8 protein-coding genes and 2 pseudogenes are annotated in these 13,534 nt (G+C 71.1%); 5 read left to right on the top strand and 5 right to left on the bottom strand.

The window, feature by feature from the left end:
• Positions 1–35: 35 nt before the first annotated feature.
• From abc-f to ACWCO3_RS21605, 3 genes are all read right to left on the bottom strand, one after another.
• Positions 36–1,673, bottom strand: coding sequence for a ribosomal protection-like ABC-F family protein (abc-f, locus tag ACWCO3_RS21615; RefSeq protein WP_145783893.1), 1,638 nt, complete (start codon positions 1,671–1,673; stop codon positions 36–38).
• A 357-nt stretch (positions 1,674–2,030) separates the two neighbouring features.
• A complete protein-coding gene (locus tag ACWCO3_RS21610; RefSeq protein WP_450011658.1) occupies positions 2,031–2,603 on the bottom strand; it encodes a response regulator in 573 nt (190 codons plus the stop codon).
• Between the two features lie 118 nt (positions 2,604–2,721).
• Positions 2,722–4,302 carry an ATP-binding protein gene (locus tag ACWCO3_RS21605; protein WP_145783881.1) on the bottom strand — a complete coding sequence of 527 codons (1,581 nt, stop codon included), beginning with the start codon at positions 4,300–4,302 and terminating at the stop codon, positions 2,722–2,724.
• A 98-nt stretch (positions 4,303–4,400) separates the two neighbouring features.
• Here ACWCO3_RS21605 and ACWCO3_RS21600 point away from each other — a divergent pair, with 98 nt between their 5' ends.
• Positions 4,401–5,783 carry a cation:dicarboxylate symporter family transporter gene (locus ACWCO3_RS21600; protein WP_354888153.1) on the top strand — a complete coding sequence of 461 codons (1,383 nt, stop codon included), beginning with the start codon at positions 4,401–4,403 and terminating at the stop codon, positions 5,781–5,783.
• Positions 5,784–5,907: 124 nt separating this feature from the next.
• On the opposite strand, the gene ACWCO3_RS21595 is transcribed toward ACWCO3_RS21600, so the two are convergent.
• On the bottom strand, positions 5,908–6,894 hold the full coding sequence (locus tag ACWCO3_RS21595; RefSeq protein ID WP_358052137.1) for an AraC-like ligand-binding domain-containing protein: 987 nt from the start codon (positions 6,892–6,894) through the stop codon (positions 5,908–5,910).
• 279 nt (positions 6,895–7,173) lie between these two features.
• Between ACWCO3_RS21595 and ACWCO3_RS21590 the strand changes: the two genes are divergently transcribed.
• A complete protein-coding gene (locus ACWCO3_RS21590; RefSeq protein WP_450011661.1) occupies positions 7,174–7,308 on the top strand; it encodes a hypothetical protein in 135 nt (44 codons plus the stop codon).
• 27 nt (positions 7,309–7,335) lie between these two features.
• Here ACWCO3_RS21590 and ACWCO3_RS21585 read toward each other — a convergent pair.
• A pseudogene (locus ACWCO3_RS21585) lies at positions 7,336–7,572 on the bottom strand (hypothetical protein); the annotation flags it as partial.
• A gap of 222 nt (positions 7,573–7,794) precedes the next feature.
• Between ACWCO3_RS21585 and ACWCO3_RS21580 the strand changes: the two are divergent.
• The 3 genes and pseudogenes from ACWCO3_RS21580 to ACWCO3_RS21570 form a co-directional block, all read left to right on the top strand.
• A complete protein-coding gene (locus tag ACWCO3_RS21580; protein ID WP_450011655.1) occupies positions 7,795–10,008 on the top strand; it encodes a protein kinase domain-containing protein in 2,214 nt (737 codons plus the stop codon).
• Between the two features lie 145 nt (positions 10,009–10,153).
• Positions 10,154–11,494, top strand: coding sequence for an FAD-dependent oxidoreductase (locus ACWCO3_RS21575; RefSeq protein ID WP_450011653.1), 1,341 nt, complete (start codon positions 10,154–10,156; stop codon positions 11,492–11,494).
• A 100-nt stretch (positions 11,495–11,594) separates the two neighbouring features.
• A pseudogene (locus tag ACWCO3_RS21570) lies at positions 11,595–13,534 on the top strand (RNA degradosome polyphosphate kinase); the annotation flags it as partial.

The raw sequence follows: 13,534 nt of genomic DNA, 5'->3' as shown, positions 1-13,534 counted from the left end.
GTCATCGCCGGCCGGGCCGCGGACGGTCGCCGGGCTCAGCCCCGGTCGGGGGCGGCGATCTCGCGCAGCTGGCCGTCGGCCAGCCGCAACCAGCGCTGCACGCCGATCTCGGCGAGGAACCGTTCGTCGTGGCTGACCACCACGAACGCACCCTGGTACGCGGTCAGCGCGCTCTCCAGTTGACCGACGCTGACCAGGTCCAGGTTGTTGGTCGGCTCGTCGAGCAGCAGCAGTTGCGGTGCCGGCTCGGCGCAGAGCACACAGGCGAGGGTCGCGCGCAGCCGCTCACCGCCGGAGAGCACCCCGACGGGCAGGTTGACCCGGGCACCCCGGAAGAGGAACCGGGCGAGCAGGTTCATCCGCCTGGCGTCCGGCAGGCTCGGCGCGTACGCGGCGAAGTTCTCCGCCACCGTCCGGTCGAGGTCCAGCAGGTCCAGCCGCTGCGACAGGTACGCGATCCGCCCGTCGGCTCGCTTGACGTCACCGCCGGCCGGTTCGAGGTCGCCGTTGACGAGCCGCAGCAGGGTCGACTTGCCGACGCCGTTCGCCCCGGTGAGCGCGATCCGTTCCGGACCTCGGATCACCAGGTCCGCGCCGTCGCCGCCGAACAGCTCCCGGTCGTCGAAGCGGGCCCGCATCCCCGTACCGGTGAAGACCGTCCGTCCGGCCGGGACGGTGGTGTCCGGCAGGTCCACGACGATCCGGTCCTCCTCGCGGACCGCCCGACCGGCCTCATCCAGTCGGGCCTTGGCCTGACCGAGCCGGCTGGAGTGCGTTTCCTGGGCCTTGCCCGCCGACTCCTGCGCGCTGCGCTTGAGCCCGCCGGCGACGATCCGGGCCAGCCCGGCGTTCTTGAGGTTCTTCGAGGCGTTGCTGGCCCTCCGGTCGGCCCGCTCCCGCGCCTGCTGCATCTCCCGCTTCTCCCGCTTCACCTCCTGCTCGGCGTTGCGCAGGTTGCTCTCAGCCACCTCCCGCGCCGCCTGCACCGCCTCGGTGTACGCGGTGAAGTTGCCCCCGAACCAGCGGATCTCGCCGCGCTCCAGCTCGGCAATCCGGTCCATCCGATCCAGCAGCTCCCGGTCGTGGCTGACCAGCAGCAGGCACCCGGACCAGTCGGTGAGCACGTCGTAGAGCTTGTGCCGGGCCTCCACGTCGAGGTTGTTGGTCGGCTCGTCGAGCAGCAGCACGTCCGGGCGTCGGAGCAGCTGCGCCGCCAGGCCGAGGGAGACCACCTGGCCACCGCTGAGCGTGTGCAGCGGCCGGTCGAGCGACAGGTCGCCCAGACCGAGCCGGTCCAGTTCACCGCGGGTGCGCTCCTCGATGTCCCAGTCGTCGCCGATGGTGGCGAAGTGCTCCTCGCTGGCGTCGCCGGCCTCGATGGCGTGCAGTGCCGCGATCCGCTCGGCGACGCCGAGCACCTGCGCCACGGCAAGGTCGCCGGCCAGGGGGAGGGTCTGCGGGAGGTAGCCGAGCAGGCCGTCGACGGTGACGCTGCCGCCGCTGGGCCGCAGCTCCCCGGCGATCAGCCGCAGCAGGGTGCTCTTGCCGGCGCCGTTGGGCGCGACCAGGCCGGTGCGACCGCCGGGAACGGTGAAGGACAGCTCCGAGAAGACCGGGGTGTCGTCCGGCCAGGAGAAGGACAGGTTCGAGCAGACGATGAACGCATCAGACATGCGAGTGACCTCAAAGGGTGGGCTGGGCGCGTTCGAGCACGCCCGACGACAAACGGGACCGGTGGAACGACGTCATGGCCACCGCGGCTGCGCGGAACGCGCCGAACCGATGGCCGCACACATCCGGTCTCACCCGGAGATGTCGTCGTCACCCGCCATGTCTGGTCTCCCTGGTCGTACCGCTGACCCAACGGGCCCAGTCTAACAACGGATCTTCACCCCGCCACCGGGTTCCCGCGCTGTCCGGGCGCCGCTGCGCAAGATCCGCGCAACATCGGGGATGTTGCTGTGTCACGCGCCCCTGAGGCAGCAACTTCGGGGAAGTTGCTCGGATCTTGACGCGGCCCGCGGTCCTGCTCACCGGGGCCGGTATTCGACTTCGGGGCGGCCGGGAGTGCCGTAGCGGGGGGTTCGGACTGCCCTGTCGATGGTCACCAGGTATTCCAGGTAGCGGCGGGCGGTCACCCGGGAGATGCCGGTCGCCGCGCTCACCTCGGTCGCCGACAACCCCACCTGCGCGCCGGTCCCGTCGCTGAGGGCTGCGCGTACCCGATTGAGGGTCTGCGCGTCGAGCCCCTTGGGCAGGCTGTGTCCGGCGGTGCCGCGCAGGGTGGCGAACATCCGGTCCACGTCGTGCTGGGCGGCCACCTCACCGTCGGCGAGCGCCTGGGCGCGGTAGTCCGCGTACCGCTCCAGCTTGTCGCGGAACGCGGCGAACGTGAACGGTTTGAGCAGGTAGTGCGTCACCCCGAGGGACACCGCGGTCCGCACCACCGCCAGGTCCCGCGCGGAGGTCACCGCGAGCACGTCGACGCTGCTGCCGGCCGCGCGCAGCGCCCGGCAGACGTCCAGGCCGTGCAGGTCGGGCAGCCGAAAGTCCAGGAGTACGAGGTCCACGTCGCCGCCGTCGTTGGCCCGCAGCGCCGCCATCGCCGCCCGCGCGTGTGCGCCACGCCGACCACCACGAAACCGGGAACCCGTTCGGTGTACGCGCTGTGCGCCTCGGCCAGCAGCGGCTCGTCCTCGACGACCAGCACCCGGATGTCGGTCATGACCGCCCGCCCGGCAGCCGGACGGTGAACAGGCTGCCGCCGTCGTCCGAGCGGGTCACCTCGGCGCTACCGCCGTGTCGGCGGACCACCTGCCCGACCAGGGCCAGGCCGAGGCCCCGCCCGGTGCTCTTGGTGGACCAGCCTCGCCGGAACGCGTCCGCCACCCGTTCCGGGGCCAGCCCGGGTCCGCTGTCGGCGACCCGGATGACCAGCTCGTCGTCGACAGCGCCGACGAACACCCGTACCCGTCGAGGCGCGGGTGTGCCGGCCACCGCCTCCAGGGCGTTGTCGACCAGGTTGCCGACCACGGTGAGCAGGTCGCCGGTCGGCAGTGGGCTGTCGTCGAGGCGGCAGTCCGGCTCGACGACCAGGTCCACCCCGCGCTCGCCGGCCTGCGCGGACTTGCCCAGCAGCAGCGCGGCCAGCGCCGGCTCGGTCACGGCGCCGACCACCCGGTCGGTCAGTTGCTGGGCGAGGGCCAGGTCCCGGGTGCCGAGCCGGACGGCCTCGTCGGCGCGACCCAACTCCACAAGGGTCAGCACGGTGTGCAGCCGGTTGGCCGACTCGTGGGTCTGCGCCTGCAGCGCCTCGGTCAACGCGCGCACCGAGTCCAGCTCACTGGCCAGGGTGCGCAGCTCGGTCTGGTCCCGCAGGGTCAACACGGTGCCGAGCACCGCGCCCTCGAAGCGGGTGGTCCGCTGGTTGGCGACGAGGACCCGGTCACCAGCGAGGATCGGCTCGTCGCGGGCGTCGCGCCCGGAACTGAGCAACTCGGCCACCGCCGGTGGCAGGTCGATCCCGGCGACCGGCTGGTCGATAACCGGCGCGTCGGTGTCGAGGCCCAGCAGGCGGCGGCCCTCGTCGTTGACCAGCGCCACCCGCCGGTCGGTGGTCAACACCACGAGACCCTCGCGGACGGAGTGCAGAACCGCGTCGTAGTACTCGTACATCCGGGTCATCTGCGCCGGGCCAAGACCGTGGGTCTGGCGGCGGAGCCGGCGGCTGAGCAGCCAGGAGCCCGTCGCGGCGAGGGCCAGGGCCGGCGCGGCGACACCGAACAGCACCGGCAACTGGCCGAGCAGCTTCTTGTCGATGGCGCGGGTGGTGATGCCCACCGAGACCAGACCGACGAGGCGTCGCTGCTCGTCGTACACCGGAACGACCGCACGCACCGACTCGCCGAGCGTCCCGACGTTGGTGGTGGTGAACGCGCGGCCCGCCAGAGCGGGCCCGATCTCGCCGACGAACGGCTCGCCGATCCGGTCCGGGGTGGGGTGCGAGAAACGGGTGCGGTCGGGGGCCATCACCACCACGAAGTCGGTGCCCGTCGCCTGCCGGGTCGATTCGGCGTACGGCTGGAGGACGCGCGCCGGGTCGGCGGTCGTGAGGGCCGCGCGGACGTCGGGGGAGCGGGCCACGGTCTGCGCCACCGCGAGCACCTCCTCCTGCGCGGCCTGGCGGGAGTCGCTGCGGGCCAGCCAGACGGCGCCCGCCGCGCCGGCCAGCACGAGCAGCGTCACCACCACCGCCTGGAGGGCGAAGAGTTGCCCCGCGATGCTCCACTGGCGTCGGGCCACCCTCCAACACCTCCTTCGTGTGCCGCCGCTGCTGCGGTCGCGGTGAACAGAATGACCGCAAGGCTGTCAACGGGTGAGAGGCACTTCACATTGTTGACATGGACACCGAATCCACCACCTCAGCGGCGCCTCCGGTCCGCCGGGACCGTACCCGTTACCTCTACCTGGCCGTCATCGTGGCCGTGGTCGCCGGCATCGTCGTCGGCCTGGTCGCCCCCGATTTCGGCAAGGAACTCAAGCCGATCGGCACCGGCTTCGTCAACCTGATCAAGATGATGATCAGCCCGGTCATCTTCTGCACCATCGTGCTCGGCGTCGGCTCCGTGCGGCAGGCCGCGAAGGTCGGCAAGGTGGGCGGTCTCGCCCTCGGCTACTTCCTCACCATGTCGACGGTCGCGCTCGCCATCGGCCTGGTGGTCGGCAACCTCATCCACCCCGGCTCCGGTCTCGACCTCGGCCAGGACCTCGCGGGCGCGGGCAAGGCCGCCGCCGGCGACGAGGCCGGCGGGACGGCGGACTTCCTACTCGGGATCATCCCGACCACGCTGCTCTCCGCGCTCACCGAGGGCGAGGTGCTCCAGACGCTGCTGGTGGCCCTGCTGGTCGGCTTCGCCGTGCAGGCCATGGGTCGACGCGGTGAGCCGGTGCTCGGCGCGATCGCCGTCATCCAGCGGGTCGTGTTCAAGGTGCTCGCCATGATCATGTGGCTGGCGCCGGTCGGCGCGTTCGGGGCCATGGCCGCCGTGGTCGGCGCGACCGGCGTGGACGCGCTCAAGAGCCTCGCCCAGATCATGCTCGGCTTCTACGCCACCTGCCTGATCTTCGTGCTGGTGGTACTGGGCGCGCTGCTCTGGTTCGTGGCCCGGATCTCGATCTTCTCGCTGCTGCGGTACCTGGGCCGGGAGTTCCTGCTGATCCTGTCGACGTCGTCGTCGGAGTCGGCGTTGCCGCGGCTGATCGCGAAGATGGAGCACTTCGGGGTCAGCAAGCCGGTCGTCGGCATCACCGTGCCGACCGGTTACTCCTTCAACCTGGACGGCACGGCGATCTACCTGACGATGGCGTCGCTGTTCATCGCCGACGCGCTGGGCAAGCCGCTCTCGATCGGCGAGCAGGTCTCGCTGCTCCTGTTCATGATCATTGCCTCGAAGGGCGCCGCCGGGGTCACCGGTGCCGGGCTGGCGACGCTGGCCGGCGGACTTCAGTCGCACCGGCCGGACCTCGTCGACGGCGTCGGTCTGATCGTCGGCATCGACCGGTTCATGTCCGAGGCGCGGGCGCTGACGAACTTCGCGGGCAACGCCGTGGCAACAGTGCTGGTGGGGACGTGGACCGGGGAGTTCGACCGGGACCGGGCGGCCGAGGTGCTGCGCGGTGACGACCCGTTCGACGAGGCCACGATGCTCGACGACCACGACGACTCGGACGAGGACGAGACGCCGGCACGGCCGTCCACCCAGGAGGTTGGCGTCCCGGCCTGACGCCGTCTCGATGGGTCAGGGGTCGCGCCGGCCGGAGGCGGGCGCGACCCCGCCCGCGCCCAATGCTCGTCGCCAGGATCCGTGCACCATCAGGGTTGTTGCTGCTCGGGTCTTGGGGGCAGCGCTAAGGGCGGGCGCGTGGGTCGTCGCGGAAGGCTTGGGGGGACACCCCGAATGTGGTCGTGAAGACCCTGCTGAAGTGGGCCTGGGAGCGGAAACCCCAGCGGGCGGCGATGCTGTAGATGGGCCGCCCTCGGAGCAGGGGGTTGCGCAGGTCGCGGGCGCACCGATCCAGGCGCTTGCTGCGGATGATCTCGGCGACCGTCTGGTCCTCGGTCTCGAACGCTCGGTGCAGACTGCGGAGCGAGACGTGATGCGCGGCGGCGACGGCGCTTGGCGACAGGTCGGGGTCGGCGAGGTGCTCGTCGATGAATGCCTTGACCAGCATGCTCAGGTTGTGGCCACGTACCTCGGTCGGCAGGGTGTCGGTGAGGTCCAACTGCTGGGCGACCATCGCGGAGATGAGGTCCTGCACGACGGTGCCCAGGAGCGGGATGTCGCGCTCGTGGTACTGCTCGGGATGGCTCATCACCTGGTGGACGAACTGGTTGAGCAGGACGCCGATGCCCTCGGTGGCGGAGATGCTCGTGCCGAGCAGCCGCGAGATCCGGTTGGGATGCACCGGCAGGAGACCGTGCGGGACGAGGATCGTCCGGGTGGTCAGGATGCCCTCGTGGTGCGACCGTACCTGGTGCGTCGACTGATGGGGTCGGGACGTGTCGACGATGGCGAAGTTGCCCGGCGTGAAGTGGTTCGCCCGCCGTTCCTGCTCCACCCCGCCCTGCCCGGACAACGGGAGTGCGAACTGGTACATCTCCGGGTCGCTGCGGCGGATGAAGGTGCCGGTCCGCTGCATGTCCAGGGAGGGGTACCGCCAGGTCGACAGCACGACCTCGCCCAGGCTGATGACCTCTGCCCGGGCCCGGAAGTCCGCTGCGTGGGCACTGTGGATGCGCATCGGCACCGACTCTCGTGCCACCAGGTCGTGCCAGTACCCGAACCGCTCAGCCGGGGGCACCGCGGCGGTGTCCGCCGAGCCTACGGTGAGCACGAGTTGCCTCGATCCTTGTCGATGCGTCGACGAGCCAGGATGGCGCTACCGCATGAGCCTACAAGATCAACCAATGCGGGCCCAGGTCCGACGGGATCAGGTGGACCGGGGCCCGCCGAGTGTCGTCCAGCACGTCCAGCTCCTGCGGTGGGTCACGACCGCCAGGCGTTCAGGCAGCCTGCCATGACCCGGAAGGGGATGGCCTGCCCCCCGGTCTGGTCCACAGTGCCGGCCAGGTGGAGGTCCAGTTCTCGGCAGTGGAAGAGCCAGGTCCCGAGCGTGACCGGGCGGCGCCTCGGCGACATGAGCCGCCCGACCGCGAAGAGCATGGTGCCCAGCCCGCACCACATCGAGGTCGCCAGTGCCGAGACCGGAGGACGGGGGCGCAAGGTCTGCCCGGGACGCGGCCGGTGAATTCCCCAACACATTCCGAGTGGCCTCGCGATCGGGAACAGGATGCGCAATTATTGCCAACCGCCACGTCAGGGACTTGGTGGACTCCGATCGGGCTCTTCCCGCATGCTGCCGTTCGCCGGGACGATTGGCGAATAGAAAGACCTCGACGATCGAGAGGGCTGCGAAGACGCCCACGGCGAGCGCCGGACCCGGGACGATGTCGTCGCGCGTCCAGGTCGCGACCGTCGACCGGGGCCTCTCCGGCCCCGCGTCAGTCGGCACCCGGCTCTCCCCGGCGAATTCGAATACCCTCGATATCAATAACGGATGGTCGATATACGTGTTGGTAACATCGCGGTGGGCGACAGTTGCGGCAGTGCTGACGCAATTGCTCCGGAAGGGCCGACTGGTTGCCTGTCGACGTCACCTGTGACATATCCAACTGTCGCTTTTCCGGCCGCCGTAAAAATTGGGCACGTAATCATTGCCGGGTACCTTCCTGTCGTGCCCGACGCTCCTCCACAGTTGATTGCCGACCGTTATCGGCTGGTCCGCCCGCTCGGTCAGGGTGGAATGGGTCGCGTGTGGCAGGCCCGCGACGAGATGCTGCAACGGGACGTGGCCATCAAGGAGTTGGTGGCACCGCCGGGCCTGCGCGACGACGAACGCCGGGAGTTGCGTGAGCGGTCCATGCGCGAGGCGCGGGCCGTCGCCCGTCTGGGTCACGTCAACGTGGTGCGCGTCTTCGACGTGCTGCACTCGGACGACGACCCCTGGATCGTGATGGAGCTCGTCCCGTCCCGGTCCCTGCACCAGGTGCTCGAAGCCGAGGGGCCGATGCCGGCGGATCGCGCCGCGCGGATCGGGCTGGGGGTTCTCAGCGCGTTGCGGGCCGCGCACCGGGCCGGCGTGCTGCACCGGGACGTCAAACCCGCCAACGTGCTGCTCGCCGACGACGGTCGGGTGGTGCTGACCGACTTCGGGCTGGCCACCCTTCCCGGGGACCCTCGGATGACCCAGACCGGAATGGTGCTCGGCTCGCCGGCGTTCCTCGCGCCGGAACGGGCCACCGACGGCGACGTGGGGCCGGCCGCCGACCTGTGGTCGCTCGGCGCCACCCTCTACGCGGCGGTCGAAGGGCGTACCCCGTACCACCGCTCGTCTCCGATAGCCACGCTGGCAGCCCTGGCCACCGAAGCGCCACCGCCGGCCCAGCGGGCCGGTCGGCTGACCCCGCTCCTGGAAGGACTGCTGCGCCGGGAGCCGGATCAGCGGATCACCGCGGATCAGGCGGAGCTGCTGCTGCGCCAGGCCGCCGAGCCGGACGGGACAACCGCCCGCCTGGGCGCCACCGGCACCGGACCCCGTCCCAGGATCGTGCCCGAGTTCGTCAGCGCCGCGCCCGTCGCACCCGCCGATGCGGCCCCACCAGCGCCACCGGCTCAGGCCGGCCCGCCCGCCCCGCCGGCCGAGCCGGTCCCACTCGCGCCGCCGGCCGAGCCGGGCCCAGCCGTGCCGCCGGCCGTCGACGGTCCGACGCTGTCGAAGCCGGTCGGTAAGCGTCGGATCCGGCTGATCGGGTCGGTGACAGCCGTCGCTGTGCTGCTCGTCCTGCTGGTCACCGCGTCCCTGCTGAACCACGGCCCGTCCCGCGGCACGGGTGACGGCGTGGTGGCGGCGCCGACCGGGAACCCGTCCGCGATCGCCGAGACGCCGGTGTCCCGGGTCCTGCCGCCGCCACCGGCGGGCTGGCGCTACTACCGCGACGATCCCCGCTTCCTCGTGCCGGTGCCGGACGGCTGGCAGGCGCGGCGCGACGGTGAGCGGGCCGAGTTCCGCGAGCCGGACGGCAGCCGGGTCCTCGTCGTCGGCGAACTCCGGTCCGTGCCAGTGGACCTGGTTGCCGAGCTTCGGGCGCGGGAGGCAGCGCAACGCCGGCGGTACGCCGACTACCGCCGGGTCCGGCTCGCCGCACTGCCGTACCAGGTGCGGGCCGCCGAGTGGGAGTGGACGTACACCGACGAGGACGGGACGCCCACACAGATGGTCAGCCGGGCGTTCGTCGGTCACAACGGGCACGCGTACTCGATCGACTGGACCACGTCCGCCGCCGAATGGTCCGCGAGCGCGGCCGTCTTCGCGCTGATCGCCGATGGTTTCCAGGGCTTGCCGGTGACAGCCGGCCCACCGTCCGGATCCGCCGGCCCGCCACCCCCGGCGAGCGCGGGGCCGCCGTCGCCGGGGGCGGGCAGCGGTACGACGACAGCTCCGGGAACCTCGGCGCAGCAACCGTCGGCTCCGCCGCCGGCCTCGCCCACACCGGCCGGCACGCCCGCTGGCAAGCAGATCTCCAGCTTCGCCAGCGACCGGTGCATCGACATCCCCGACGGCAACGCCACAGCTGGTGTCCGGTTGCAGATCTGGGACTGTCGTCGTACCGCGAAGCAGCTCTGGACCTTCCCCGCGGACGGCACGGTCCGTTCGATGGGCAAGTGCCTGGATGTCGCCGGCCACTCCACCGCCGACGGTGCTGCCGTTCTGCTGGCCGACTGCTCCGGCGCCTCGTCGCAGAAGTTCACCCTCAACAAGGCCTACGACCTGGTGAACACCAAGGCGGACAGGTGCGTCGACGTGCTCGACGCGAACCCGGACAACGGCGCCCGGTTGCAGATCTGGCAGTGCACCGGCAACGCCAACCAGAAGTGGCGGGCCAACTGAGCGCTGACGGCTGACGCTCTGATGGTTACGGTCGTGGATGCCGTGGTTCCCCGACCGTCCGAGGAGTGATCGTATGTCCCCCTCTCCGTCCCGGCTGTTCTCGCAGATAGCGACCGCCGAACGACCGGCTGGGACACGTGTGGTCATGCGACGTGCTGTGGTGCTCGGCGGCAGCATGGCCGGGCTGATGGCGGCGCGCGTGTTGAGCGACCACGCCGAGGAGGTCCTGATCGTCGAACGGGACCCGTCCGACGTCGAAGCCGGACCCCGCCCGGGTGTGCCCCAGGGCAGTCAGGTGCACGCGCTGCTGCCCGCCGGCCAGGTCCAGTTGGAACGCTGGTTTCCCGGCATCGCCGACGAGGCGCTCGCGCTCGGCGCTCCGCCGCCGCCGACCGACCCGGGAACAGCGAAGGTCTTCGTCAACGGCATGCTCGGGCTGCCGCCGGCGGCGACCGGCACCGGGCCGGCGCTGATCACCACGCGTCCGTTCCTGGAGGCGTTGGTCCGGCGGCGGACGCTCGCCGTGGACAACATCCGCATGGTGTACGGGCGGGCGGAGGGTCTGCTCTTCGACGAGCGGCGGGTCACCGGCGCGCGGTACGTGCCCGAGGCCGGCGGCGAGGCGGTCGTCGAACCAGCGGACCTGGTGGTCGACGCGATGGGTCGGTCCAGCCGGCTCAGCGACTGGTTGGCCGAGCACGGGTGGCCCCGCCCGCCGATGCAACGCATGCCGATCAAGCTCAACTACGCGACGGCGCTCTACCGTCGTGACGAGAAGGACAGCGACGCCTGGGTCGCGGTCTTCCACACCATGGCCGGCAAGGGGCGTACCGCCCGGATCGGTGGGATCAACTCCGTCGAGGGAGACCGTTGGATCATGCTGGTGGCCGGTTACGACGAGGATCGGCCCAGCCGCGACGTCGCCGACTTCACCGCGCGCTGCCGGGAGCACTACCCGCAGATGTTCGGCGACATCGCCGAGCACGGGGAGATGCTGGGCGGGGTGGTCACGTACCACCAGGCGGACAGCCGACGCCGTAACTTCCACAAGCTCGACCGCCTGCCCGCCGGGTTGGTCGCGGCCGGCGACGCCGTCGCGTCCTTCAACCCGGTGTACGGCCAGGGCATGACCTCCGCGGCGCTGCACGCGTCCTGCCTGTCGGCGTACCTGCGGTCCGGCCCGAAGCCGCACGACGAGCCGGCGCGGGCGTACTTCGACCAGGTCCGGGTGGTCGTCGACGCCGCCTGGCAGATCTCCACGACCGCCGACATCGAGCTCCCGCACGTCGACGGGCCGTACCCGCCGGGGTACCGGGTCACCAAGTGGTTCGGTGACCTGCTCTTCCGGACGTCGCTGACCGATCCGGTGCTCAATGCCCGGCTGGGCCGGGTCACCACCATGCTCGACCATCCGGCGACCCTGGGCCGCCCCGGCACCCTGCTCCGCGCGCTCCGGCTCAGCCTGCTCCGGGGCGCTCGGCGCTGACCCGTCGGCTCTCGGCGCTGATTCGCCCCGAAACCCGCCGTTCCCGGCAGGCTCCGGGGAGAATGGGTTGCCGGGGAGGGGTGTCGCGACGAGCCCGGGGGTCACCCTGGCCGAGGACCAGCGCACCCCACTGCTGGAAAGGGCCAAGTTCCTGGCGATCTTCGCCAGCAACCTGGACGAGTTCTTCATGGTGCGGATCGCCGGGCTGAAGCGGCGGCTCTCCGCCGGCCTGCCGGTGCGCGGCGGGGACCGGCTGCCCCTGCGTACCCAGTTGGAGCTGATCGCGGAGCGCACGGCCGCGCTGGTCGCCCGGCACGCCGCCTGCTTCGTGGACGACGTGCTGCCGAAGCTGGCCGACGAGGACATCCGCATCCTGCGCTGGGGCGAGCTGGGCGACCCGGAGCGGGAACGGTTGCGGACCTACTTCCGGGAGCACATCTTCCCGGTGCTGACCCCGCTCGCGGTGGACCCGGCGCACCCGTTCCCGTACATCTCGGGGCGGTCACTGAACCTGGCGGTGGCGGTTCGTGACCCGGACGGCGGCTCCGAGCTGTTCGCCCGGGTGAAGGTACCCAACAACGTCCCCCGCTTCGTCCGGGTGGACCGGGACCAGCCGGGCGTACGGATGTTGCCGGTGGAGGACCTGATCTCGGTGCACCTGGGGCAGCTGTTCAGTGGCATGCAGGTGGTCGAGTGCCACCTGTTCCGGGTCACCCGTAACGCCGAGGTGGAGGTCGACGAGGACCGCGACGAGGACCTGTTGCAGGCCCTGGAACGGGAACTGGCCCGGCGGCGGTTCGGCCCGCCGGTCCGGCTGGAGGTGGCCGCCTCCATCTCCGACCACATGTTGGAGCTCCTCGTCCGCGAGCTGGACATGGACGACCAGGACGTGCTGCGGGTGCCCGGGCTGCTGGACCTGTCCGCGCTGTGGCAGGTGTACGGCGAGGCCGACCGGCCGGACCTCAAGGACCCGCCGTTCGTGCCGGCCACCCATCCCCGGCTCGCCGAGGGCGAGGTGCCGCGCAGCGTCTTCTCCACTCTGCGCGACGGGGACATCCTGGTGCACCACCCGTACCACTCGTTCGCGACGAGCGTGCAGCGCTTCATCGAGCAGGCCGCCGCCGACCCGAACGTGCTGGCCATCAAGCAGACCCTCTACCGCACCAGCGGCGACTCCCCGATCGTCGACGCGCTGGTCGACGCGGCCGCCGCCGGCAAGCAGGTGGTGGTGCTGGTGGAGGTGAAGGCCCGCTTCGACGAGGTGGCCAACATCGGCTGGGCCCGCACGTTGGAGCGGGCCGGCTGTCACGTGGTGTACGGCCTGGTCGGCCTGAAGACGCACTGCAAGACCGCGCTGGTGGTCCGCCAGGAGGGCAACCAGATCCGCCGCTACTGCCACATCGGCACGGGCAACTATCACCCGAAGACCGCCCGCCTGTACGAGGACTTCGGGATGCTCACCGCCGACCCGGAGATCGGGGCGGACCTCACCGACCTGTTCAACGTGCTCACCGGCTACAGCCGGCAGACCGCGTACCGGCGATTGCTGGTCGCTCCGCAGGGCATCCGTACCGGCCTCATCGAGCGCATCGAGCGGGAAATCTCGCATGTCCGCCTGGGCATGCCCGGCCTGGTCCAGTTCAAGGTCAATTCGCTGGTCGACGAGGGGGTGACCGACGCGCTGTACCGGGCCTCCCAGGCCGGCGTCCACGTCGACCTGCTCATCCGGGGAATGTGCACGCTGCGACCCGGGGTGCCCGGGCTGTCGGAGAACATCCGCGTGCGCTCCATCCTCGGCCGCTTCCTGGAGCACTCCCGGGTCTTCCGGTTCGGCAACAACGGCGAGGCCGAGTTCTGGATGGGGTCGGCCGACCTCATGCACCGCAACCTCGACCGCCGGGTGGAGGCACTGGTGCAGGTCAGCGATCCGATCGCCCGCGCCGAGCTGGACCAGGTGCTGACCGCCGCGATGAGCCCTGACGTGGACGCGTTCGAGCTGTCCAGCGACGGTAGCTGGACCCGGCATACCAGCGCCGACGA

The organism is Micromonospora sp. NPDC002411, assembly GCF_053592955.1.
Note: the sequence above shows the minus strand (reverse complement) of the source record. Positions and strands in the feature narration are given on the sequence as shown.